This is a genomic window from Pseudomonas glycinis (assembly GCF_054871425.1).
Genome location: NZ_JBTYHF010000002.1, coordinates 669,298 through 692,928 on the forward strand (window position 1 = coordinate 669,298; position 23,631 = coordinate 692,928).

The 23,631-nt window shown below is 58.1% G+C and carries 20 protein-coding genes; 8 read left to right on the forward strand and 12 right to left on the reverse strand.

Annotation, left to right across the window (positions count from 1 at the left end):
- Nucleotides 1-28: 28 nt before the first annotated feature.
- Genes ACYSTU_RS07125 through mnmG form a run of 4 tightly spaced genes read right to left on the reverse strand, consistent with a single transcriptional unit; the run spans nucleotide 29 to nucleotide 4,266 of the window.
- Nucleotides 29-901 (reverse strand): ParB/RepB/Spo0J family partition protein, encoded by an 873-nt coding sequence (locus tag ACYSTU_RS07125; RefSeq protein WP_007960777.1) that lies wholly within the window; start codon nucleotides 899-901, stop codon nucleotides 29-31.
- A gap of 9 nt (nucleotides 902-910) precedes the next feature.
- On the reverse strand, nucleotides 911-1,708 hold the full coding sequence (locus ACYSTU_RS07130) for a ParA family protein (protein WP_016772400.1): 798 nt from the start codon (nucleotides 1,706-1,708) through the stop codon (nucleotides 911-913).
- An 18-nt stretch (nucleotides 1,709-1,726) separates the two neighbouring features.
- Complete coding sequence (gene rsmG / locus ACYSTU_RS07135) at nucleotides 1,727-2,371, reverse strand: 16S rRNA (guanine(527)-N(7))-methyltransferase RsmG (RefSeq protein ID WP_016772399.1); 645 nt, start codon at nucleotides 2,369-2,371, stop codon at nucleotides 1,727-1,729.
- Entirely contained in the window at nucleotides 2,368-4,266 is a 1,899-nt protein-coding gene (gene mnmG / locus ACYSTU_RS07140; protein WP_123441913.1) for a tRNA uridine-5-carboxymethylaminomethyl(34) synthesis enzyme MnmG, read from the reverse strand. Before mnmG ends, rsmG begins: the two co-directional genes overlap by 4 nt.
- A gap of 569 nt (nucleotides 4,267-4,835) precedes the next feature.
- Here mnmG and ACYSTU_RS07145 point away from each other — a divergent pair.
- From ACYSTU_RS07145 to ACYSTU_RS07155, 3 genes are all read left to right on the forward strand, one after another.
- Entirely contained in the window at nucleotides 4,836-5,342 is a 507-nt protein-coding gene (locus tag ACYSTU_RS07145) for a sigma-70 family RNA polymerase sigma factor (protein WP_122506312.1), read from the forward strand.
- Nucleotides 5,342-6,289, forward strand: coding sequence for a FecR domain-containing protein (locus ACYSTU_RS07150; RefSeq protein ID WP_498997058.1), 948 nt, complete (start codon nucleotides 5,342-5,344; stop codon nucleotides 6,287-6,289). The genes ACYSTU_RS07145 and ACYSTU_RS07150 overlap by 1 nt, the downstream gene beginning before the upstream one ends.
- A 118-nt stretch (nucleotides 6,290-6,407) precedes the next feature.
- Nucleotides 6,408-8,843: a TonB-dependent siderophore receptor gene (locus tag ACYSTU_RS07155; protein ID WP_498997061.1), complete on the forward strand. Its 2,436-nt coding sequence runs from the start codon at nucleotides 6,408-6,410 to the stop codon at nucleotides 8,841-8,843.
- A 41-nt stretch (nucleotides 8,844-8,884) separates the two neighbouring features.
- Here the strand turns inward: ACYSTU_RS07155 and mnmE are convergent, their stop codons facing one another.
- The 5 genes from mnmE to rpmH form a co-directional block, all read right to left on the reverse strand.
- Entirely contained in the window at nucleotides 8,885-10,252 is a 1,368-nt protein-coding gene (gene mnmE, locus ACYSTU_RS07160; protein WP_498997064.1) for a tRNA uridine-5-carboxymethylaminomethyl(34) synthesis GTPase MnmE, read from the reverse strand.
- A gap of 81 nt (nucleotides 10,253-10,333) precedes the next feature.
- On the reverse strand, nucleotides 10,334-12,013 hold the full coding sequence (gene yidC, locus ACYSTU_RS07165) for a membrane protein insertase YidC (RefSeq protein WP_071173916.1): 1,680 nt from the start codon (nucleotides 12,011-12,013) through the stop codon (nucleotides 10,334-10,336).
- Between the two features lie 2 nt (nucleotides 12,014-12,015).
- The gene (gene yidD, locus ACYSTU_RS07170; RefSeq protein WP_027901580.1) at nucleotides 12,016-12,261 is read right to left on the reverse strand and encodes a membrane protein insertion efficiency factor YidD; all 246 of its coding nucleotides are present in this window, start codon (nucleotides 12,259-12,261) and stop codon (nucleotides 12,016-12,018) included.
- Entirely contained in the window at nucleotides 12,254-12,655 is a 402-nt protein-coding gene (rnpA, locus tag ACYSTU_RS07175; RefSeq protein ID WP_476307949.1) for a ribonuclease P protein component, read from the reverse strand. Before rnpA ends, yidD begins: the two co-directional genes overlap by 8 nt.
- Before the next feature lie 16 nt (nucleotides 12,656-12,671).
- Entirely contained in the window at nucleotides 12,672-12,806 is a 135-nt protein-coding gene (gene rpmH / locus ACYSTU_RS07180) for a 50S ribosomal protein L34 (protein ID WP_003213577.1), read from the reverse strand.
- 567 nt (nucleotides 12,807-13,373) lie between these two features.
- Here rpmH and dnaA point away from each other — a divergent pair.
- Genes dnaA through gyrB form a run of 4 tightly spaced genes read left to right on the forward strand, consistent with a single transcriptional unit; the run spans nucleotide 13,374 to nucleotide 19,581 of the window.
- A complete protein-coding gene (gene dnaA / locus ACYSTU_RS07185) occupies nucleotides 13,374-14,897 on the forward strand; it encodes a chromosomal replication initiator protein DnaA (protein WP_476307842.1) in 1,524 nt (507 codons plus the stop codon).
- 39 nt (nucleotides 14,898-14,936) lie between these two features.
- The gene (gene dnaN / locus ACYSTU_RS07190) at nucleotides 14,937-16,040 is read left to right on the forward strand and encodes a DNA polymerase III subunit beta (RefSeq protein ID WP_016772390.1); all 1,104 of its coding nucleotides are present in this window, start codon (nucleotides 14,937-14,939) and stop codon (nucleotides 16,038-16,040) included.
- A gap of 14 nt (nucleotides 16,041-16,054) precedes the next feature.
- Nucleotides 16,055-17,158, forward strand: a complete 1,104-nt coding sequence (recF, locus tag ACYSTU_RS07195; protein ID WP_476307844.1) for a DNA replication/repair protein RecF — start codon at nucleotides 16,055-16,057, stop codon at nucleotides 17,156-17,158.
- Nucleotides 17,159-17,163: 5 nt separating this feature from the next.
- Entirely contained in the window at nucleotides 17,164-19,581 is a 2,418-nt protein-coding gene (gene gyrB, locus ACYSTU_RS07200) for a DNA topoisomerase (ATP-hydrolyzing) subunit B (protein ID WP_024014948.1), read from the forward strand.
- Nucleotides 19,582-19,637: 56 nt separating this feature from the next.
- Here the strand turns inward: gyrB and ACYSTU_RS07205 are convergent, their stop codons facing one another.
- Nucleotides 19,638-20,357, reverse strand: a complete 720-nt coding sequence (locus tag ACYSTU_RS07205) for a response regulator transcription factor (RefSeq protein WP_024014949.1) — start codon at nucleotides 20,355-20,357, stop codon at nucleotides 19,638-19,640.
- A 164-nt stretch (nucleotides 20,358-20,521) separates the two neighbouring features.
- Between ACYSTU_RS07205 and ACYSTU_RS07210 the strand changes: the two genes are divergently transcribed.
- The gene (locus tag ACYSTU_RS07210; RefSeq protein WP_476307847.1) at nucleotides 20,522-22,057 is read left to right on the forward strand and encodes a sensor histidine kinase; all 1,536 of its coding nucleotides are present in this window, start codon (nucleotides 20,522-20,524) and stop codon (nucleotides 22,055-22,057) included.
- Between the two features lie 170 nt (nucleotides 22,058-22,227).
- Here the strand turns inward: ACYSTU_RS07210 and ACYSTU_RS07215 are convergent, their stop codons facing one another.
- Nucleotides 22,228-23,007 carry a lysophospholipid acyltransferase family protein gene (locus ACYSTU_RS07215; RefSeq protein ID WP_130927986.1) on the reverse strand — a complete coding sequence of 260 codons (780 nt, stop codon included), beginning with the start codon at nucleotides 23,005-23,007 and terminating at the stop codon, nucleotides 22,228-22,230.
- An 83-nt stretch (nucleotides 23,008-23,090) separates the two neighbouring features.
- The gene (gene gmhB, locus ACYSTU_RS07220; RefSeq protein ID WP_172834008.1) at nucleotides 23,091-23,630 is read right to left on the reverse strand and encodes a D-glycero-beta-D-manno-heptose 1,7-bisphosphate 7-phosphatase; all 540 of its coding nucleotides are present in this window, start codon (nucleotides 23,628-23,630) and stop codon (nucleotides 23,091-23,093) included.
- Nucleotide 23,631 lies beyond the last annotated feature (1 nt).

The following is a 23,631-nucleotide window of genomic DNA, read 5'->3' on the forward strand; positions in this document are numbered from 1 at the left end:
CCGACTGCGCGCTACATGAGGAAATGTTTCAGCGGATGTGTGCGAGCACACCTTGAAGCTCGTCGAGCGAGTTATAACCAATCACTAATTGGCCCTTGCCCTTCTTGCCATGGCGAATCTGCACCGCAGAGCCTAGGCGCTCGGCCAGACGCTGCTCGAGGCGAGCGATGTCCGGGTCGGGTTTTGCAGCTTCCACAGGCTCCGGTTTGCCACTCAACCACTGGCGAACCAGTGCCTCGGTTTGGCGCACAGTCAGCCCTCGTGCGACAACGTGTCGCGCCCCTTCGACCTGCTGATTGTCCGGCAGACCGAGCAAGGCACGCGCGTGACCCATTTCCAGGTCACCGTGCGACAGCATCGTCTTGATCACTTCAGGCAGTGCAATAAGTCGCAACAGGTTAGCCACAGTCACCCGCGACTTACCCACAGCCTCGGCGACCTGCTGCTGAGTCAGCTGGAATTCCTGCTGCAAGCGCTGCAGGGCCACCGCTTCTTCGATCGGATTGAGATCTTCGCGCTGGATGTTCTCGATCAGCGCAATCGCAATGGCGGTTTCATCCGGCACATCGCGGACCATCGCCGGGATGGTTTCCTGCCCGGCCTGCTGACTGGCGCGCCAGCGGCGTTCACCGGCAATGATCTCAAAACGACCGCCGCCAATCGGGCGTACCACGATCGGCTGCATCACGCCCTGAGCCTTGATCGACTGCGCCAGCTCTTCCAGGGCCTGCGGGTCCATGTCGCGGCGCGGCTGATATTTGCCGCGCTGCAGCAGGTCCAGCGGCAGGTGTTGCAGTTCGCGGGTGTCGGCCTGCGCGGCTTGTTCTTCCAGCGCGCTGACCGTCGGACCACTCAGCAGTGCATCCAGTCCACGTCCGAGACCTCGTTTCTTGACGGCCATGGGGATTCCTTAAGTTGGCTGAGCAGCAGCAATGCGTGAATTTTTGCGCTGACGACGAACCATCTCGCCCGCCAGAGCCAGATAGGCCAGAGCGCCACGCGATTGCTTGTCGTAAGCCAGCGCCGGCATGCCGTAGCTCGGTGCTTCGGCCAGGCGGATGTTGCGCGGGATCACCGTGTCGTACAGCTGATCGCCGAAGTGCTCTTTGAGCTGCGCCGAAACATCGTTCATCAGGCTCAGGCGCGGGTCGTACATGGTCCGCAGCAGGCCTTCAACTTTCAGGTTCGGATTGAGCAGTTCAGCGATGCGCTTGATGTTATCCACAAGGTCGCTCAAACCTTCCAGCGCAAAGTATTCGCACTGCATGGGAATAATCACCCCGTCAGCGGCGACCAGTGCATTGAGTGTGAGCATCGACAGCGACGGTGGGCAGTCGATCAGAATGTAATCGTAGTTGTCACGGATCGGCGCCAGCGCGCTGCGCAGACGGCTTTCCTTCATCTGCATTTCCAGCAGCACCACTTCGGCCGCGGTCAGATCGCGGTTGGCCGGCAGCAGTTGATAACCGCCGTGCTCGGAGAAGTGCATGGCCTGGCCGAGGTCGCATTCACCGATCAGCAGATCGTAGACCGAGTTTTCCAGACCATGTTTATCCACACCGCTACCCATGGTGGCGTTGCCCTGTGGATCGAGATCGATCAACAGCACCCGGCGCTTGGTCGCGACCAGGGATGCTGCGAGGTTGATGCAGGTGGTGGTTTTGCCCACACCACCCTTCTGGTTCGCTATCGCGAATACCTTAGCCATTCTTGCTTGTGTTCCCAATCATGCCGTGCGGCGCAGTATCAGCAGATGGCGTTGGCCTTGGCAACCGGGGACGGCCAGGGCGTGTTCGCTATCGAGTTTGAAATCTGCCGGCAATGCTACCAGCTCATCGGCCGGATGAACGCCCTTCATTGCCAGCCAGCGTGTATCGGCATCGCCCAAGTGGCGAGTCCAGTTGGTGAAGTTTTCCATGCTGCTGAACGCACGGGAAATGATCCCGTTGAATGGCTGCGCAGGCTGGAAGGCTTCGACGCGACTGTGGATAACTTGCAGGTTATCCAGCTTCAGCTCCAGTTTGACCTGAGTCAGGAAGCGGGTTTTCTTGCCGTTGCTGTCCAGACAGGTCACCTGCGAGTCCGGATACAGGATCGCCAGCGGGATACCAGGCATGCCACCGCCACTGCCGACATCGAGCCAGCGACCGTTTTCGATAAACGACATCACGCTGAGACTATCGAGCAAGTGCCGCGAAACCATTTCATCAGGATCGCGCACGGCGGTCAGGTTGTAGGCCTGGTTCCATTTGATCAACAGGGCCAGATAACCCAGCAGCAATTCGTGCTGGGTTTCTGTGAGATTGACACCGAGCTCGCGGGCTCCTGTGGATAACTCTTCGGCGTGTTGCGAAGTGACCTTGGCACTCAAGCGCTTTGCTCCAACTGACGGCCCGCGCCGCGTTTTTTCAAATGAATCATCAACAGCGAAATCGCTGCCGGGGTCACGCCCGGGATCCGCGAAGCCTGGCCCAGCGTTTCGGGACGTGTGGCGCCGAGCTTGCTCTGGATCTCTTTGGACAGACCGGAGATGTTGGTGTAATCGATATCCACAGGCAATTTCGTGTCTTCGCTGGCGCGCAGACGGGCGATCTCGTCCTGTTGGCGGTCGATGTAACCGGCGTATTTGGTCTTGATCTCGACCTGCTCGGCGACCTGTGGATCTTCGGCGCCCTGCCCGGTCACTTCGACCAGACCGGCGTAATCGATTTCCGGACGGCTCAACAGGTTGAGCAAGTTGTATTCGTGGGTCAGCGGCGTGCCGAATTTCTCGGCAATCGCATCGCCCTGCGGGGTGTTCGGCCGCACCCAAGTGCTTTTCAGGCGCTGTTCTTCAAGCTCGATGCTTTCGCGTTTCTTGCAGAAGGCCGCCCAGCGCGCGTCATCGACCAGACCGAGCTCGCGACCTTTTTCGGTAAGACGCAGGTCGGCGTTGTCTTCGCGCAGAATCAGGCGGTACTCGGCTCGGGACGTGAACATGCGGTACGGCTCTTGGGTGCCGAGGGTGATCAGGTCGTCGACCAGAACGCCGATGTACGCTTCATCGCGGCGCGGACACCAGGCTTCTTTGCCCTTCGCGCGCAGTGCAGCGTTGGCCCCGGCGAGCAGCCCTTGAGCGCCAGCTTCTTCGTAACCGGTGGTGCCGTTGATCTGCCCGGCGAAAAACAGACCGCCGATGACTTTGGTTTCCAGGCTGTACTTCAGGTCGCGCGGATCGAAGTAGTCGTACTCGATCGCATAACCCGGACGCACGATGTGTGCGTTTTCCATGCCGCGGATCGATTGCACGATCTGCAATTGCACGTCGAACGGCAGGCTTGTGGATATCCCGTTCGGATACAGCTCATGGGTGGTCAGACCTTCCGGTTCGATGAACACCTGATGGCTTTCCTTGTCGGCAAAGCGATGAATCTTGTCTTCGATCGACGGGCAATAACGCGGGCCGACGCCTTCGATCTCCCCGGCAGCGGAATACATCGGCGAACGATCGAGGTTCGCCGCGATGATTTCGTGGGTACGCGCATTGGTATGGGTAATCCAGCAACTGACCTGGCGCGGATGCTGCTCCTTGCTGCCCATGAACGACATCACCGGGATCGGAGTGTCACCCGGCTGCTCGGTCATCACCGAGAAATCCACAGATTTGCCATCAATACGCGGCGGTGTACCGGTTTTCAGGCGCCCGACACGCAATGGCAACTCACGCAGACGGTGGGCCAGAGCAATCGACGGTGGATCACCGGCGCGACCGCCGGAGAAATTCTGCAAACCGATGTGGATAAGTCCGCCGAGGAAGGTACCGGTGGTCAACACCACGGAATCGGCGAAGAAACGCAGCCCCATCTGTGTAACCACACCACGGACTTGCTCCTGCTCGACGATCAGGTCGTCAGCAGCCTGTTGAAATATCCACAGGTTCGGCTGGTTTTCCAGGATTTCGCGAACAGCTGCCTTGTAGAGAATCCGGTCGGCTTGTGCACGGGTGGCCCGTACGGCCGGACCCTTGCGGCTGTTCAACACGCGAAACTGGATGCCGCCCTTGTCGGTAGCCATGGCCATCGCGCCGCCGAGGGCATCGATTTCCTTGACCAGATGGCTTTTGCCGATGCCACCGATGGCCGGGTTGCAACTCATGGCGCCGAGGGTTTCCACGTTATGCGTCAGCAACAGGGTTTTTGCCCCCATGCGTGCTGACGCCAGTGCTGCCTCGGTACCGGCATGACCGCCGCCGATGACGATCACTTCAAAACGGGAAGGGAAATCCACCACGCACCTCGTGCCTGCTTAAGTAGGTCATTCAGGAAATATTGAAACCAGGTTTCTGGACCTGGTCGGCAAGTATAGGGACTTCGCCCTTTCTAAAGAACCCTTTGCACAAAATTTAACCAGCTGTGGAGAACTCGAGGTTAAAAGAATAAAAAAGAGAGAAATTTATAAAACCTTTGTTTTTATGTTTATTCTTACTGAACCACCTTTCTGTGGATAGATCGCTACATGCCTTATTTTTCAAGGTGTACAGAGATTCAAAACTCTGTGCTCATGTGGCAATGAGGCCATTGGATAACCAGTTTAAGCCTGTGGATGAATAGGGTGGTTATCCACAGTGCCGGTTATATTCAGTTTTCAACCCCATTTATCAACTGCCTTCAGTGGCAGTTATTCACAGGGCTTAATCCACAGAAAAGCGCCAACAAGGCTTTTTCCGGACGCAAAAAAAGCGCCAGCGAAGGATCGGTGACGCTTGGCAAGCCAAGGGCAGGAAAATGAAAAGGCTATTGTGAGAGGACGTAACAGAGGCTAATAATAGCCATTATCATTAACTCGTCAGTTTTCCCATGTCCCTACCCGCCCACACCGCTGCGATCGAGCGAATCTACGAACAACATCATTCGTGGCTATATGGTTGGCTCAAGGGCAGACTGCACAACGCCTGCGATGCAGCCGATGTGGCGCATGACACGTTTTTGCGAGTTCTGACGGCGCGCAATGCAGCTCATATTCGTGAGCCGAGGGATTACCTGACGACCATTGCACGCGGGCTGGTCATCGATCGTTATAGACGCAGGGCCATTGAAAGCGCTTATCTGCAGGCCCTCGCAGCTCGGCCGGAAGCGACGACCGTCAGCGAAGAAGACAGAGCGCTGATCATTGAAACCCTGGTTGCTGTGGATAAAGCATTGACCGGATTGGGCACGCGCACACGGCAGATCTTCATGCTTTCGCAAGTCGACGGACTGACTTATCAACAGATCGCTGTGCAATTGGAGGTTTCGCTGACCACAGTGAAAAAACACATGGTTCGCGCCCTGACTGAATGCGCGCTGATCATGGCGCAACCATGATGGCCGTCGCTGCAGACCGTCAGGTCTTCGAAACTGCCGCCAGCTGGTATGTGCAGTTTCAATCCCAGCCACCGAGCCCTGCCGAACAGAAAGCCTGGCAGTTGTGGATAGACAGCGATCCGGCGCATCTGGCGGCGTGGAACCAGATGGAACAATTACAGCGCCACCTCGGTACGCTGCCGCAGGATCTGAAACGACGTGCGCTCAATAGCGGCCAACAAAGACGCCAGGTACTCAAACTGCTGTTGCTTGCGGCGGGAACAGGTTTCGTTGGCTGGAACGTTCAACGCCACACCTGCCTCGGCAACGTCTGGGCCGACTATAAAACCGGTGTAGGTCAGCGTCGCACCATCAGCCTGGCCGATGGCAGCCGGATCCAGCTCAACACTGACTCGGCCATTGATGTCTCTTTCGACGCAGCGCAACGCCTGATCCAACTGCGCGCCGGTGAAATCCTTGTCCAAACCGGCAAGCTTGGCGATCAGCGGCCGTTTTATGTGCAAACCCGCGACGGGCGGATTCAAGCATTGGGCACCCGGTTCTCGGTGCATCAGATGCCGAACTCAACCCGGGTCGGCGTACTGGAGGATCGAGTCAGCGTTCAACCTGCGCAGTCATCCAGTGCTGCGCTCATCCTGAACGCAGGCGAAGGCGCGGATTTCGACAGTCGGCACATCGGCCTCAGGCATCCCTTCCAGTCATCAGAAGTGGCCTGGATCAGCGGTCAGTTGATCGTTCTCGATGCGCGCCTGGGCGATGTCATCACAGAGTTGGGGCGCTATCGCAGCGGTGTATTGCACTGTGATCGCCGCGCTCGGGATCTGCGGGTCTCCGGGACCTTCCGGCTCGATTCGACCGACGCAGTGCTGGCCAATCTCAAGGCTTCGTTGCCGATCAACGTCCGCTATTTCAGTCGTTACTGGGTCTCGATCAGCCACAACGTTTGATCAAAAAAACGCCTGGGAAAAATAATCGCAAACAGGGTTATCTTTTTGCGTCCTGAGCCGGCCCTACAGGTAATCGCGATCAACGCGGCTCTTCGCCACCTTCAGGGCTAATCCACACATGCGTCTTCCCACGTTCCGTCAGCGCTTTTCTCCACACTGCATTGCATACAGCTTATTGATGGCCAGCACTGCGTCCTGTCTGGTGATCAGCAACAGCGCCTTCGCGGCGTCGACATCCCAGCGCTTCGCCATTGCCGCCGGCCCGCTGGATAGTGCCTTGAGCCAGTTCGCCGCTACCGCCAATGTGATTCTGTCGTTCTCGCCGCAGCAGACCAGCCGCTTGCGCAGTGCCGGGCTGAACGGCGACTTCAGCGTCGAACAAGGTTTCGCTCAATTGCTGCAAGGCTCGGGTTTACAGGCAGTGCCACAAGCACCCGGCAGTTTCATTCTGCAGAACGCGCGCAACGGTGACTCCCTGGAACTGGCGCCGACCAACATCAATGCGCAGTTGGGCAATCCAATGAAGCTCGATTACGCCGCCGACGTCGGCTACAAGGCGCAAAACAGCCGGATCGGTACGAAAACCAGTACGCCGCTGTCGGAAACACCGCGTTCCGTGTCAGTGGTGACCGGGCAGCGGATCAAGGATCAGAAATCCCAGACACTCACCGACGTACTCGGCTACGTGCCGGGGATCTTCGCCCCACCTTTTGCCGCCGGCGACAGCTTGGCTGGCGACCTGTTCTATATCCGTGGTTTCAACGCCACCGATTACGGCTACGGTTTGCTGCGCGACGGACTGCGCGTGCAGGGTAATCGCTATGACACCAGCACCGAGCCGTACGGACTTGAGCGGGTCGAGGTGTTCCGTGGCCCGTCTTCGCTGCTGTATGGCGAAAATGCGCCAGGCGGTCTGGTCAATCTGGTCAGCAAACGCCCGACCGCCGCGCCTCAGGGCGAAGTGCAACTGGGCTATGGCTCGAACAATCGCCGGCAAATCGGCGTAGATGTCTCCGGCCCGCTCAATGACAGCGGCAACGTTCTTGGACGCGTGGTGATGCTGGGGCGCAAATCCGATACCCAGACCGATCACGTGCCTGACGACCGTATTTATATCGCCCCTTCGCTGACCCTGAATTTCGACGATTTCAATACGCTGACGCTGCTGGCCAACTACCAGAAAGACCACACCAACATGGAGCTTGGCCTGCCGGCCGCCGGCACATTGCTGAGCAACCCCAACGGCCAGCTATCCAAAGACACCATGCTCGGTGACCCAGACTGGAATACCTTCGAACGGGAAACCTGGAGCACCGGCTACGAGTTCAGCCACTCGTTCAACGATGACTGGCAGTTCCGCCAGAACTCGCGCTACATGCAGTCGCGCATCACTCGCCACGAAACCTGGCCGGGCAATCTGAACAACGCCGGTTTCGGCACGCGGTTGAACGTGACCGCCTACGATCGCTTCAACAAATCCATGGTGTATTCGCTGGATAACCAGCTCGAAGGCAAGTTCCAGGCGGGGGATCTGGAAAACACCGTGCTGTTTGGCGCCAGCTACGATCGCACCTCGTTCAACCAGGACTGGAATGCCGGCATTGTCGGGCCGATCGACATCTTCAACCCGGTTTACCTGCGTGATCCGACCACGCCGATTGCCGTACAAAACACATTGCTCGAGCAGCAGATGAAGGGTGTTTATGCACAGATTCAGAGCAAGTACGACCACTGGCTGTTCCTGCTCGGCGGGCGCCAGGACTGGGTCGACAGTGACTTCCGCGACAAGGTGGCCCGAGGCAGCAACATCAGCTCCGAGGACAAGAAGTTCACCTATCAGGGCGGCGTGATGTATCAGTTCGACAACGGCATGACGCCGTATGTCAGCTATTCCACGGCGTTCGTGCCGGTGCAGCAGATTTCCAACGTCGGTGCGCCGCTTGATCCGATCACCAGCAGCCAGTACGAAGTGGGCTTGAAGTACGAACCGATCGGCTGGGACACCGCGTTCACCGCTTCGGTGTATGACCTGCGCAAGAAGGACGACACCTATTTCGACGCAACGACTTCGACCTATCGCCAGGTGGGCGAAAGCCGCGCCAAGGGCGTCGAGCTGGAACTAAACAGCAACCTGACGCAGAACCTCAATGTCACGGCGGCCTATACCTACACCGACGCGAAGATCACCAAGGATGCAGCAACATCGTTGGTCAAAGGTCATCAAATGACCGGCGTGCCGCGTAATCAGGCCTCGGTCTGGGCGAAATATCGCTTCCTCGACAGTGATTTGAAAGGCTTGTATGTCGCCGGTGGCGTGCGCTATTTCGACAGTGCGTTTGCCTACACTTCGCCTTCTCTATACGGAAAGCTGGATGCCGGAGACGTTACATTGGTCGACGCGGCTGTTGGATATCAGATCGACACACACTGGAGTGTCGATCTGAATGCGAAGAACCTGTTCGACAAGGAATATGTGTCGGGATGCAACGACGCAGGTCGCTGTTACTGGGGCGAGGATCGTACTTTGCTCGGTACGGTGTCCTATAACTGGTAAACAAAAAAGGGCTGCGGATGAATTATCCACAGCCCCTTCTTTTATTTGCCGATGCAGAAGCTGGAGAAAATCCTTCCGAGCAAATCATCAGAGCTGAACGCCCCGGTAATTTCACCCAGGGAATGCTGAGCCTGGCGCAGATCTTCGGCGAGCAATTCGCCTGCCCCGGCCAGGGTCAGTTGCGCGCGGCCATGTTCCAGTGCCGCGCTGGCGTGGCGTAGTGCTTCCAGATGCCGGCGACGTGCGCTGAAGCTGCTTTCCGAAGTCTGCTCGTAACCCATGCACGCCTTGAGGTGGTCCCGCAGCAGATCGAGGCCTTCGGCGGACTTGGCGCTGAGACTGATGGTCACGTGGCCGTCGTCACTGGTCTCCAGAGAAACCGCTTCACCGGTCAGATCGGCTTTGTTCCGGATAAGGGTGACCTTCGCCGGGTCCGGTCGAGACTCGAGGAATTCTGGCCACAAGGCAAAAGGATCCAGTGCCTCCGGTGCGGTCGCATCGACTACCAGTAAAACCCGATCCGCTTCACCAATGGCTTTCAAGGCCCGTTCAACACCGATCTTTTCCACATGATCATCGGTGTCACGCAGGCCTGCGGTATCTACAACATGCAACGGCATGCCGTCGATGTGGATATGCTCGCGCAGGATATCCCGCGTGGTGCCGGCAATCTCGGTAACGATGGCAGCCTCGCGACCGGCCAGAGCATTCAACAGGCTGGATTTACCGGCATTCGGACGCCCTGCGATGACGACGGTCATGCCATCACGCAATAACGCGCCCTTCCCTGCTTCGCGCAGCACTGTGGATAACTCATCGCGTACTTTGTCGAGCATGCTCAGCACATGGCCGTCGGCGAGAAAGTCGATTTCCTCTTCCGGGAAGTCGATCGCGGCTTCGACGTAGATACGCAAGCCGATCAGTTGCTCGGTCAGGTTATGCACACGCTGGGAAAACGCACCCTGCAATGAACGCAGCGCATTGCGCGCAGCTTGTGCAGAACTGGCTTCGATCAAATCGGCGATTGCCTCGGCCTGGGCCAGATCGAGTTTGTCATTGAGGAAGGCGCGCTCGCTGAATTCCCCCGGACGGGCCAGACGGCAGCCCAGTTCCAGGCAGCGCTTGAGCAACATGTCCAGCACGATCGGGCCGCCGTGACCTTGGAGTTCCAGCACGTCTTCGCCGGTGAACGAGTTCGGCCCCGGGAAATACAAAGCCAGACCTTCATCCAGCACTTGCCGGTCGTCACTGAAAAACGGCCCGTAATGGGCGTAACGCGGTTTCAGTTCTCGGCCGCTGATGGCTTTTGCCGCCATGCTGGCCAACGGCCCGGAAATACGGACGATGCCCACACCGCCGCGCCCTTGAGCAGTGGCGACAGCGGCGATGGTTTCACGGGGTGTGCTCATAAAGCGGCATCCAGACAAAAGTGGCAGATAGCAAAACGCCCCACTAGGGGGCGTTTTGAGTGGTGTTATCCACAGTGCAAGTTACGCCTCGGCTTTTTTCGTCGCCGCTTCGATCTTACGCGTGATGTACCACTGTTGTGCAATCGACAGGCAGTTGTTCACAACCCAGTACAGCACCAGACCCGCCGGGAACCACAGGAAGAAGAAGGTGAAGATGATTGGCATCATTTTCATGACCTTCGCCTGCATCGGATCCGGAGGCGTCGGGTTCAGCTGCTGCTGGATGAACATGGTTGCGCCCATGATGATCGGCAGAATGAAGAACGGATCCTTGATCGACAGGTCAGTGATCCACAGCATGAACGGCGCTTGACGCATTTCCACGCTTTCCAGCAGAACCCAGTACAGCGACAGGAAGACGGGCATCTGTACGAGGATCGGCAAGCAGCCGCCCAGTGGATTGATCTTCTCTTTCTTGTACAGCTCCATCATGGCCTGCGACATTTTCTGCCGGTCGTCGCCATGTTGCTCTTTCAGCGCAGCCAGTTTCGGTGCCACGGCACGCATGCGCGCCATCGATTTGTAACTGGCGGCCGACAGCGGGAAGAAAATCCCTTTGATCAGCATGGTCAGGAAGATGATCGACCAGCCCCAGTTACCGACAATGGCGTGGATGTGTTGCAGCAGCCAGAAGATCGGCTGGGCAATGAACCACAGAATGCCGTAGTCGACGGTCAGTTCCAGACCTGGGGACAACTCTTTCAGCACAGCCTGACTTTTCGGACCGGCGTACAGCACAGCGCTGGTTTCAACTTTTGCACCTGGAGCAGCGGTCAGAGTAGGACCGGTGTAACCGATGATGTAGTTGCCTTTGCTGTCTTTACGGGTCTGGACGATATTGTTTTCGCCCTTGGCCGGAATCCACGCGGTCACGAAGTAGTGCTGCAGCCAGGCTACCCAACCACCGGTGACGGTTTCCTTGAGCTGCGCCTTGTCCATGTCCTTCATCGACACTTTCTTGTACGGCTCGGAACTTGTCCACAGGGCAGCGCCCAGGTAAGTCGCGGTGCCAGTAGCAGTGGTCGACGAAGGATCAGCGCTGGCATCGCGCTTCAACTGGGCAAACATTGCGCCGTTCCAGGGCTGAGCGCTCTGGTTATCCACAATGTAGGAGACAGCAACGTCGTACAGGCCACGTTTCAGGGTGAAACGCTTGATGTAGTTGACGCCGTCCTTGCTGAATTTCAGGTCAACGACGAGTTGATCCTGACCGTCAGCCAGTTGGTAAACCTTCTTCTCCGAGGAATAAACCGGACGACCGGCCGGGTTTGCATCCGGGCCGTTGGTACCGATCAGACCGCTTTGCGCCAGATATACACGCTCGCCGCCGTTATCGAACAGCTGGAACGGAACGTCAGGACGATCCTGACGACGTGGATACAAAGGCAGAGTCAGTTGCGCAACGTCGCCACCCTGCGGATCGATCGCCAGATCGAGCACATCGGTCTTGACCTGAATCAGATCCTTGCTGGCGGCGACCGGCGTTTCGGCAGGTGCGCTGGTATCGCTGGCGGCGCGCGGAATATCGTCACTGGCGGCATTTGTGCCAGTGGCGGTGTCCGGCAAACCGGATGTAGTCGTACTGGAAGCAACATTCTGAGTCGGCAGGGCAGCCTGGCCATAATCCTGGTTCCATTTAAGAACCATGACGTAGGACACGATTGCCAGGGCGACGATCAGGATCGTGCGTTTGATATCCATGATTACTCGGCCATCGAAGAAGAACGGGAGGTAGGGACAGGTGGAACCGGGTCATAACCACCGGGATTCCACGGATGACAGCGACCTAAACGACGAAAGGTCAGCCAGCCACCGCGCAGAAGGCCATGATTTTCAATGGCTTCATACGCGTAGCAGGAACAACTGGGGTAGAAGCGACAGTGGCTGGCCATTAAAGGACTAATGGCATAGCGATAAAACTGGATCGGAACGAGGGCCAGTTTACGCATCGGTACTGTCTACCCCTACAGTGTCGGTTTTGACTGCCGGAACGGGCTTGTTGCGTGCCAGACGCTTCCAGAGTTTGCCGAAATGCTGAATCAATTCGGGGTTTTCTACATCACCCAAACCTTTGCGCGCGACGATAACGATGTCCCAGCCGACCAGTGAATCCTGGTGCAGACGGAACGATTCGCGCATCAGACGTTTGAGGCGATTGCGCTCAACGGAGAGCTTTACGCTCTTTTTCCCGATAACCAGCCCGAGACGGGGGTAATCAAGATCGTTGTTGCGTGCAAGGAGCAGGAGATTTTTCCCCGGAACCTTGCCGGTAGGGGAGTCAAAGACTGCCTTGAAATGCCGGGGGGTAAGCAGACGCTTTTCCCGACTGAAGTCCTGACTCACCTCCAGTACCGGATTATCAAACTGCCAGACGCGCACGACCTTTGGCGCGACGACGCGACAGGACTGCGCGGCCGTTCTTGGTAGCCATGCGAGCACGGAAACCGTGGGTACGAGCGCGTTTGATAGTGCTTGGTTGGAAAGTACGTTTCATGTCGTGTTACCTGGTTCGTCCACAACGGGCCGGAATGGCCCCCGTTTTAAGAGACCGGGGATTCTAGAGAAAGCAAGCCTTCAGGTCAATTTCCAACCAGCGTTTCCTTATAAATAGATCCGGGCAGGTTTTTAGCTTGAACGCCTGTCAGCCAGATATAGAAATAAAGAAAGGGAATTATTTAAAGCTTTTCTGTAAAGCTTGTAAAAGCTAGACACGCCATCTTCTGTGGATAACTGCCATGAAGCCTTATTCCACGGGATGTACAGAGAATGACAACTATAGTGGAAAACCGTGTTCAGCCTGTGCTGCGCTATCGGATAAGCTGTGCGTGAAATGGCTGGTTATCCACAGGCTGGTTATCCACCGGGTTTAGCCCCCAGTTGTCCAGTGCCCACAGAGGCGTTTATCCACAGGGCTTATTCACATGCCGTTGGTCGCCTTTTAATGCGTTAACGCGTTGATAAATGATGGTGACGAACCTACCTGCATGTGGATAAGTGAATCGCTCGCCGCTACAATGGCCGCTTGTTTTTGCCTCACCGGCTTTCAACTTAGGGGATATCCGTGTCAGTGGAACTTTGGCAGCAGTGCGTGGAGCTTTTGCGCGAAGAGCTGCCTGCCCAACAATTCAACACCTGGATCCGTCCACTACAGGTCGAAGCCGAAGGCGACGAGTTGCGCGTCTACGCACCGAATCGTTTCGTGTTGGACTGGGTCAACGAAAAGTACCTGGGCCGCGTCCTTGAACTGCTGGATGAGCACGGCAATGGCTCGACGCCGGCGCTGTCCTTGTTAATAGGCAGCAAACGCAGCTCGGCACCGCGTGCCGCGCCGAATGCGCCACTGGCGGCCGCGCAGGTTGCTCAGGCGCAGGCCAACAATGTGCCAGCGAGCAATCCGGCACCGACGCCAGCCCCTGCTCCGGCCAAGCGTTCCACACAAAAGACCGCTGAAGTCAGTGAGGAGCCTTCCCGCGACAGCTTCGACCCGATGGCGGGCGCTGCTTCGCAGCAGGCTCCGGTTCGCGCGGAGCAGCGCACCGTGCAGGTAGAAGGTGCGCTCAAGCACACCAGTTACCTGAATCGCACGTTCACCTTCGAAAACTTCGTTGAAGGTAAATCCAACCAGCTCGCCCGTGCGGCGGCCTGGCAGGTGGCGGACAATCCCAAGCACGGTTACAACCCGCTCTTCCTTTATGGTGGCGTCGGCCTGGGTAAAACCCACTTGATGCACGCGGTGGGCAACCATCTATTGAAGAAGAATCCGAATGCCAAGGTCGTGTACCTGCATTCCGAGCGCTTTGTGGCCGACATGGTCAAGGCGTTGCAACTGAACGCCATCAACGAATTCAAGCGTTTCTACCGGTCGGTGGACGCCTTGCTGATCGACGATATTCAGTTCTTCGCTCGCAAGGAGCGTTCCCAGGAAGAGTTTTTCCACACCTTCAACGCGTTGCTTGAAGGTGGTCAGCAGGTCATTCTCACCAGTGACCGCTACCCGAAAGAAATCGAAGGCCTTGAAGAACGCCTCAAATCCCGCTTCGGTTGGGGCCTGACGGTTGCTGTCGAGCCGCCGGAACTGGAAACCCGCGTGGCGATCCTGATGAAGAAGGCCGATCAGGCCAAAGTCGAGTTGCCTCACGATGCCGCGTTCTTCATTGCCCAGCGCATTCGCTCCAACGTCCGTGAGCTGGAAGGTGCGCTGAAACGCGTAATCGCCCACTCGCACTTCATGGGCCGCGACATCACCATCGAGCTGATCCGCGAATCCCTGAAAGACTTGCTGGCGTTGCAGGACAAACTGGTCTCTGTGGATAACATTCAGCGCACCGTCGCCGAGTATTACAAGATCAAGATTTCCGACCTGCTGTCCAAGCGCCGTTCGCGCTCGGTGGCTCGTCCGCGTCAGGTGGCCATGGCGTTGTCCAAGGAACTGACCAACCACAGCCTGCCGGAAATCGGCGATGTGTTTGGCGGCCGCGACCACACCACCGTGTTGCACGCCTGCCGCAAGATCAACGAACTTAAGGAATCCGACGCGGACATCCGCGAGGACTACAAGAACCTGCTGCGTACACTGACCACTTGATGAACACCAGCGCAGCTTATTAAGGCAAGGGACTAGACCATGCATTTCACCATTCAACGCGAAGCCCTGTTGAAACCCCTGCAACTGGTCGCAGGCGTCGTCGAGCGCCGACAGACCTTGCCGGTACTGTCCAACGTGCTGTTGGTCGTCGAAGGCCAGCAACTGTCGCTGACCGGTACCGACCTGGAAGTCGAGCTGGTCGGTCGTGTGCAACTCGAAGAGCCGGCCGAAACGGGCTCGATCACCGTGCCGGCGCGCAAACTGATGGACATCTGCAAGAGCCTGCCCAACGACGCGCTCATCGACATCAAGGTCGACGAGCAGAAGCTGGTGGTGAAGGCCGGCCGTAGCCGCTTCACCCTGTCGACCCTGCCGGCCAACGACTTCCCGACTGTTGAAGAAGGCCCGGGCTCGCTGACGTGCAGCCTGGAGCAGAGCAAACTGCGTCGCTTGATCGAACGCACCAGCTTCGCCATGGCCCAGCAGGACGTGCGTTATTACCTCAACGGCATGTTGCTGGAAGTTTCCGCTGGTGTGATCCGCGCCGTGGCCACCGACGGTCACCGTTTGGCGATGTGCTCGATGCAGGCCGATATCGGTCAGCCGGATCGTCATCAGGTGATCGTACCGCGCAAAGGTATCCTCGAACTGGCGCGTCTGCTCACCGAGCCGGACGGCAATGTCAGCATCGTCCTCGGTCAGCATCACATCCGCGCCACCACGGGCGAGTTCACTTTCACCTCGAAACTGGTCGACGGTAAATTCCCGGATTACGAGCGCGTCCTGCCGAAAGGTGGCGACAAACTGGTACTCGGCGATCGTCAGGCATTGCGTGAAGCCTTCAGCCGTACGGCGATTCTGTCCAACGAGAAGTACCGCGGTATCCGTCTTCAGCTGGCCAGCGGTCAGTTGAAGATCCAGGCCAACAACCCGGAGCAGGAAGAAGCGGAAGAGGAAGTGGGTGTTGAATACAACGGCGGCTCGCTGGAGATCGGCTTCAACGTCAGCTACCTGCTCGACGTGCTGGGCGTGATGACCACTGAGCAGGTTCGCCTGATCCTGTCCGACTCCAACAGCAGTGCGCTGGTGCAAGAGTCCGACAATGACGACTCGGCTTACGTTGTCATGCCGATGCGTCTGTAATCAGCTGATCCTGAATGTCGTTAAGTCGTGTTTCGGTCACCGCGGTGCGTAATCTACACCCGGTGACCTTCTCCCCCTCCCCCCGCATCAATATTCTTTACGGCGCCAACGGCAGCGGCAAAACCAGTGTTCTGGAAGCCATTCATCTGCTGGGGCTTGCCCGTTCGTTTCGCAGCACGCGGCTGTTGCCGGTCATTCAGTACGAACAGCTCGCCTGTACTGTATTTGGTCAGGTTGAGCTGGCTGAAGGCGGACACAGTGCGCTGGGGATTTCTCGCGCCCGTCAGGGCGAGTTCCAGATTCGCATCGATGGCCAGAACGCCCGTAGCGCTGCGCAGCTGGCGGAGATCCTGCCGTTGCAGTTGATCAACCCGGACAGCTTTCGTCTGCTGGAAGGCGCGCCGAAGATTCGCCGGCAGTTTCTCGACTGGGGTGTGTTCCACGTCGAGCCGCGTTTCATGGCCACTTGGCAGCGTTTGCAGAAGGCGCTGCGCCAGAGAAACTCCTGGCTGCGGCATGGTACACTTGACGCCGTTTCGCAAGCGGTTTGGGACAGGGAACTGTGCCAGGCCAGCGCTGAAATCGATGAATACCGCCGCGCTTACATCACAGCCTTGAAACCGGTCTTCGAACAGACCTTGAGCGAACTGGTTGAGCTCGAGGGTTTGACGCTCAGCTATTACCGAGGCTGGGACAAGGACCGCGAATTGAGCGCCGTGCTTGCCGGTTCCGTGCAGCGGGACCAGCAGATGGGGCACACCCAGGCCGGACCGCAACGAGCTGATTTGCGTCTCAGATTGGGCGCACACAATGCCGCGGACATCCTGTCCCGGGGTCAGCAGAAGCTTGTGGTCTGTGCACTACGGATTGCCCAAGGGCACCTGGTCAGCCAGGCCCGCCGCGGACAGTGTATTTATCTGGTGGATGACTTGCCGTCCGAGCTGGACGAGAGCCACCGTCGCGCGCTGTGCCGCTTGCTGGAAGACTTACGCTGCCAGGTGTTCATCACCTGTGTAGATCACGAATTACTGAGGGAAGGCTGGCAGACGGAAACGCCAGTCGCTTTGTTCCACGTGGAACAGGGCCGTATCACCCAGACCCACGACCATCGGGAGTGAAGGCATTGAGCGAAGAAAATACGTACGACTCAACGAGCATTAAAGTGCTGAAAGGCCTGGATGCCGTACGCAAACGTCCCGGTATGTACATTGGTGACACCGACGATGGCAGCGGTCTGCACCACATGGTGTTCGAGGTGGTCGACAATTCGATCGACGAAGCCCTCGCCGGCCATTGCGACGACATCAGCATCATCATCCACCCGGACGAGTCCATCACCGTTAAAGACAACGGTCGTGGCATCCCGGTAGACGTGCATAAAGAGGAAGGCGTTTCCGCCGCTGAGGTCATCATGACCGTCCTCCACGCTGGCGGTAAGTTCGACGACAACTCCTACAAGGTTTCCGGCGGTCTGCACGGTGTAGGTGTGTCGGTAGTGAACGCACTGTCCGAAGAACTGGTCCTGACTGTTCGCCGCAGTGGCAAGATCTGGGAACAGACCTACGTCCACGGTGTGCCTCAGGCACCGATGGCCATCGTTGGCGACAGCGAAACCACCGGCACCCAGATCCACTTCAAGGCTTCCAGCGAAACCTTCAAGAACATTCACTTCAGCTGGGACATTCTGGCCAAGCGCATTCGTGAACTGTCCTTCCTCAACTCCGGTGTCGGCATCGTCCTCAAGGACGAGCGCAGCGGCAAGGAAGAGCTGTTCAAGTATGAAGGTGGCCTGCGTGCGTTCGTTGAATACCTGAACACCAATAAGACTGCGGTCAACCAGGTGTTCCACTTCAACATTCAGCGTGAAGACGGCATCGGCGTAGAAATCGCCCTGCAGTGGAACGACAGCTTCAACGAGAACCTGTTGTGCTTCACCAACAACATTCCGCAGCGCGACGGCGGCACCCACCTGGTGGGCTTCCGTTCGGCACTGACGCGTAACCTGAACAACTACATCGAGCAGGAAGGTCTGGCGAAGAAGCACAAAGTCGCCACCACCGGTGACGATGCCCGTGAAGGCCTCACCGCGATCATTTCGGTGAAGGTGCCGGATCCGAAGTTCAGCTCGCAGACCAAAGACAAGCTGGTGTCTTCCGAAGTGAAGACTGCGGTCGAGCAGGAGATGGGCAAATACTTCTCCGACTTCCTCCTGGAGAATCCGAACGAAGCCAAGCTGGTGGTCGGCAAGATGATCGACGCCGCCCGCGCCCGTGAAGCCGCGCGCAAGGCCCGTGAGATGACCCGCCGCAAAGGCGCGCTGGACATCGCCGGCCTGCCGGGCAAGCTCGCCGACTGCCAGGAAAAAGATCCGGCGCTCTCCGAACTGTACTTGGTGGAAGGTGACTCCGCGGGCGGTTCTGCCAAGCAGGGACGTAACCGCAAGACCCAGGCGATCCTGCCGTTGAAGGGCAAGATCCTCAACGTCGAGAAAGCGCGTTTCGACAAGATGATCTCTTCCCAGGAAGTGGGCACGCTGATCACCGCGCTGGGCTGCGGCATCGGTCGCGAAGAGTACAACATCGACAAGCTGCGCTATCACAACATCATCATCATGACCGATGCTGACGTCGACGGTTCGCACATCCGCACCCTGCTGCTGACCTTCTTCTTCCGTCAGCTGCCGGAGCTGATCGAGCGTGGCTACATCTACATCGCCCAGCCACCGCTGTACAAGGTCAAGAAAGGCAAGCAAGAGCAATACATCAAAGACGACGACGCCATGGAAGAGTACATGACGCAGTCGGCCCTGGAAGATGCGAGCCTGCACCTGAACGAAGAAGCCCCGGGCATTTCCGGTGAAGCGCTGGAACGTCTGGTCAATGACTTCCGCATGGTGATGAAAACCCTCAAGCGTCTGTCGCGCCTGTACCCACAGGAGCTGACCGAGCACTTCATCTACCTGCCGGCCGTCAGCCTTGAAACCCTGGGCGACCATGCAGCGATGCAAGAGTGGCTGGCGCAGTACGAAGTCCGCCTGCGCACCAACGAGAAGTCCGGCCTGGTCTACAAGGCCAGCCTGCGCGAAGACCGTGAACGTGGCGTCTGGCTGCCAGAGGTCGAACTGATCTCCCACGGCCTGTCGAACTATGTCACCTTCAACCGCGACTTCTTCGGCAGCAACGACTACAAAACCGTGGTCACCCTGGGCGCGCAACTGAGCACTCTGCTCGACGAAGGCGCGTACATCCAGCGTGGCGAACGCAAGAAAGCCGTTACCGAGTTCAAGGAAGCCCTCGACTGGCTGATGGCCGAAAGCACCAAGCGCCACACCATCCAGCGCTACAAAGGTCTGGGTGAAATGAACCCTGATCAGCTGTGGGAAACCACCATGGACCCAAGCGTGCGACGCATGCTGAAAGTCACCATCGAAGACGCCATCGGTGCAGACCAGATCTTCAACACCCTGATGGGTGATGCGGTCGAACCTCGCCGAGACTTCATCGAGAGCAACGCACTGGCGGTTTCCAACCTGGATTTCTGATCCTGCTTGCTACCCGCTCATGAAAAACCCCGGCCAATGCCGGGGTTTTTTTTGCCTCACTCATTCCCAGTGCCGACACTCTCCAACCGATACCCATACCCATAAATAGTCAGCAACTGCCAACCCCGATCCGCTGTCAGCCCGAGCTTGTTGCGCAATCGGTAGATATGCGTGTCGAGCGGCCGCGAGGAAGTCGTCTCTTCGTTCGGCCAGAAGCGCTCATACAGATAATCCCGCGACAACGGTCGACCCAGGTTGCTGAACAGACACCGCGCCAGGCGGTATTCGCGTTCGGTCATGAGGATCGGTTTGCCTTCACGGGTGACGGTCAGTTCGGCGTCGTCGAAAGTCAGATCATGGAACGTCTGTACTTCGCCCGCCGCGCTGCGCGGTTGGCTATGCCGACGCAATACCGCTGCCACCCTCGCCTTCAACTCATTCGGGCGAAACGGCTTGCTGACATAATCGTCGGCCCCGGCATTCAAGGCTTGAACGATATCGCTCTCGCCGTCGCGGCTGGTGAGCATGATCGCTGCCGGTGGCGCGTCCATGTGTTCGCGGGTCCAGCGCAGCAGTGCCAGGCCCGTGAGATCAGGAAGTTGCCAATCGAGAATCAACAGGTCGAAGGTTTCCCGGCGCAACTGGCGCAACAAGTCTTCGCCGCGCTCGAAGCTGTGCAGTGACCACGGCTGTTCGCCAGCTTCGGCCATTTGCTCCAGGGTTTGCTCGACCCGGCGCAGTTCGGCAGGTTCGTCGTCCAGAATGGCAACGCGCATCGGCGGTGTTCCTTGTCGCTGGGGCTGGGATGTCGACAATAGCGACTCCCCGGCCGCGATGAAAGAAGCAGCCCGTCGGTGGTCGACGTCCGCTATGATTCTTCGGGTCTACGCCTCAGACCTGAGACCTATGAAACCATTCCCACTGCCCTGCCCTGTGCCTCATGCATAACACTCAACGCCGACGTGAAAGTCGTGAGCCGAGCCAAGTCCAGCGTCTGTTCCGCCGGCTGGTGCGCGAGTGGTTGTGGATAAGTCTAGTGCTGTTGCCGCTGACTGCCTTGTTGTCTTATCGCGCCCAGATCAATCTGCACAATCCGTCGCCAGCGCCCGGCGCGCTGTTGTCCGTGGCGATGGTCGCCGGTGTGCTGGGATTATTGCTGTGGCGGCCGCGTTGGGCGCTGTGGGTCACCTTGATCGGTATGGCCTGTGCGCTGATCGCCAGCGCCCTACTGGCCGAAGTCCGCTACTGGTGGTCGCCAACGCCAGCCGCGCTGGGCATGTTGTTCGGTTACCTGATCTGGAACTGGCGACGTCTGAGCGTGGTGCTGACCTACTTCGGTTGGGAGCTGGCGCGTCTGGACAGCGAACCGAAAGTCTTCCCTGAACGCCGCCGGACCCGCTTCACCGGTGCCGACCGTTTGCAGGGCCAGATCATGGCGCTCGAACAAGCCATGAGCCGTACCCGCGACACCCGGCGGTTCATTGCCGATGGCTTGGAGTACCTGCCGGTGGCGACGCTGATTAGTGATCCGCAGGGCAAGATCCTGCTGGGCAATCGCAAGGCGCGCGAGTTGTTCGAGGATCCGCTGGTGGGCGATGAAGTACTCGAGCAACTGGCGCGCCTCGGCTATCCGGAATTATCCACAGCGCCGCGACCGCCTTTGGCCACCCTGCCGCTGCTGGAATTTCGCGATCACAAGGAGCGCAGCCTGCGCCTGGAAAGAGCGGCGCTGCTGCCGGTCGACGGCGATACGCCGATCGGTTGGCTGCTCAGCCTGACGGATTTGAGTGCCGAGCGTGCGGCCGAGGAGCAGCGCGGCGTCCTGCTGCGTTTTCTTTCCCACGACCTGCGCGCCCCCCATTCGGCGATCCTCGCCCTGCTGGATGTGCATCGTCATCAGGCCGGCGCTGATGCGCCGTTGTTCGAGCAGATTGAGCGTCAGGTGCGCCGCGCACTGGATCTGACCGATGGTTTCGTCTTGTTGGCGCGGGCTGAGTCCGAGACCTACCAGTTCCGCCCGACATTATTCGCGATGCTGGTATTGGACGTCCTCGATCAGGCCCTGCCCATCGCCCAGCAGAAACGCATCGAGCTGCTCAACGAAGTTGATGAGGAATGTCAGGAGCGGCTGATTCTGGCCGATCAGGGATTGCTGACTCGCGCCCTGTTCAATCTGCTGGAAAACGCGATCAAGTACAGCCCGGCAGACAGCACGGTGCAACTGACGGTCAGCTGTGATGGGCAGTGGCTGCGCTGCGAATTGTCCGATCAGGGCAAGGGCATTGCCGCCGATGAATTGCCTGACCTGTTCAGCCAGTATCGGCGTTTCTCCTCCGCCCAGGGCATCGACGGTGTGGGCCTGGGTCTGTCGATGGTCAAAGCCGTGATTGATCATCATGGCGGCACAATCGAGTGTCGCAGCGTGGTCGACGCGGGAACCACATTCCGCATCGATTTGCCGCTGATTTCTGAATGAAAAAGAGGCACAAAAAAACCGGCTATAACGACCGGTTTTTTTACATTCGAATAAAACTTATGCACGGATTTCGTTCAACTTATCGATTTAAAAATATCGATGAAAATCAATAAGTTACAAAACGATCACGGACTTTTGAAGCAAAAGCGTACACAGGTTATCCACAAAATTCAGACAGCCAGTTGGTCACTCGCGGCCGGTGCCTGTGGCGCCGGTGGCAGCGAGCCCATTTCTCGCTGGGTCTTCTCGTTCCACGCCTGCACACGGTCATTCAGATCAGCGATGGCGCGCGGCCCGCTGCCTTCGGCATACATCGGTTCGCCAATGACCACTGTGATCACTCCGGCCTGTTTGCCCCAGCCGATTTTTGGCCAGAATTTGCCGGCATTGTGTGCAATAGGCAGCACCGGAAGCGCCGCATTCACCGCCAACGCGCTGCCACTGCGGGAGAACTTCCCAACGGTGCCGTACGGGACTCGTGTCCCTTCCGGAAAGATCAGCACCCAGACGTTGTCCTTGAGCAGCTCGTCGCCTTTAGCCGCGACCTGTTTGAGCGCTGCCTTCGGGTTGTCGCGGTCGATGGCGATCGGGCGCAGCATGGCCATGGCCCAGCCGAAGAACGGCACGTAAAGCAATTCGCGCTTGAGCACTTGGCTCAATGGCGAGAAATAAGCGGAGAGAAAGAACGTCTCCCATGTGCTCTGGTGGTTCGATTGAATCACGCAGGGCCGGTCTGGCACGTTCTCCGCGCCTTTGATTTCGTAGCGGATGCCAAGGAACACCTTGGTCAGCCACAGGGCGCAACGGCACCAGTACACGTTGATGAAACGATAGCGCGCCTTGAAGGACAGAAACGGCGCGATGAAAAAGCTCAGGCTGCACCACAGCAACGCTGTTGTGCCCAGCAGCAGGTAGAAAAGAAAGATTCTGAAGGCCCGCAGTATCGACATGGCGACGGTTACCGTTACGGGGCAATGCCCGACTGTTCAAGCGCACTCCCGAGCAATCCCTGGCCAGGAAATTCAGAAGTACTCTAGTTGTGGATAAGTTCTGCGGCAATCGCCGCCAGATCGTCAAAAATCAGAGTGCCAACCGGCAGGGTTTTGCCCTGAGTCTTTTCGCCTTTCCCGGTCTTCACCAAAACTGGCTGTGAATCGACGGCTTTGGCGGCCTCCAGGTCACCGAGGCTGTCGCCGACGAACCAGACGTTGGTCAACGGCACCGTGTAATGCTCGGCAATGGCTTTCAGCATTCCCGGTTTCGGTTTGCGGCAATCGCAACCTTCGTCCGGGCCGTGCGGGCAATACACGATCAGACCGACTTCGCCGCCCTGCGCCGCGACCAGCTCGCGCAGGCGCGCGTGCATGGCCTCGAGGGTGGCGAGGTCGTAATAGCCGCGAGCAATGCCCGACTGGTTGGTGGCCACCGCCACCGTCCAGCCGGCCTTGCTCAACTGCGCAATCGCTTCGATCGAGCCGGGCAGCGGAATCCACTCCTCCACCGACTTGATGTAGGCATCGGAGTCGTAATTGATCACGCCGTCACGATCGAGAATCAGCAGTTTCAACAGCAAT

What these genes read in the sequence shown, in the direction of transcription:
- rpmH (WP_003213577.1), bottom strand. Translation starts at nt 12,806, where the DNA reads ATGAAACGTACTTTCCAACCAAGCACTATCAAACGCGCTCGTACCCAC.
- mnmE (WP_498997064.1), bottom strand. Translation starts at nt 10,252, where the DNA reads ATGAGCACACCCCGTGAAACCATCGCCGCTGTCGCCACTGCTCAAGGG.
- ACYSTU_RS07210 (WP_476307847.1), top strand. Translation starts at nt 20,522, where the DNA reads ATGCATAACACTCAACGCCGACGTGAAAGTCGTGAGCCGAGCCAAGTC.
- ACYSTU_RS07145 (WP_122506312.1), top strand. Translation starts at nt 4,836, where the DNA reads ATGTCCCTACCCGCCCACACCGCTGCGATCGAGCGAATCTACGAACAA.
- dnaN (WP_016772390.1), top strand. Translation starts at nt 14,937, where the DNA reads ATGCATTTCACCATTCAACGCGAAGCCCTGTTGAAACCCCTGCAACTG.
- ACYSTU_RS07150 (WP_498997058.1), top strand. Translation starts at nt 5,342, where the DNA reads ATGGCCGTCGCTGCAGACCGTCAGGTCTTCGAAACTGCCGCCAGCTGG.
- ACYSTU_RS07155 (WP_498997061.1), top strand. Translation starts at nt 6,408, where the DNA reads ATGCGTCTTCCCACGTTCCGTCAGCGCTTTTCTCCACACTGCATTGCA.
- yidD (WP_027901580.1), bottom strand. Translation starts at nt 12,261, where the DNA reads ATGCGTAAACTGGCCCTCGTTCCGATCCAGTTTTATCGCTATGCCATT.
- recF (WP_476307844.1), top strand. Translation starts at nt 16,055, where the DNA reads ATGTCGTTAAGTCGTGTTTCGGTCACCGCGGTGCGTAATCTACACCCG.
- ACYSTU_RS07130 (WP_016772400.1), bottom strand. Translation starts at nt 1,708, where the DNA reads ATGGCTAAGGTATTCGCGATAGCGAACCAGAAGGGTGGTGTGGGCAAA.
- ACYSTU_RS07215 (WP_130927986.1), bottom strand. Translation starts at nt 23,007, where the DNA reads ATGTCGATACTGCGGGCCTTCAGAATCTTTCTTTTCTACCTGCTGCTG.
- ACYSTU_RS07125 (WP_007960777.1), bottom strand. Translation starts at nt 901, where the DNA reads ATGGCCGTCAAGAAACGAGGTCTCGGACGTGGACTGGATGCACTGCTG.
- yidC (WP_071173916.1), bottom strand. Translation starts at nt 12,013, where the DNA reads ATGGATATCAAACGCACGATCCTGATCGTCGCCCTGGCAATCGTGTCC.
- ACYSTU_RS07205 (WP_024014949.1), bottom strand. Translation starts at nt 20,357, where the DNA reads ATGCGCGTTGCCATTCTGGACGACGAACCTGCCGAACTGCGCCGGGTC.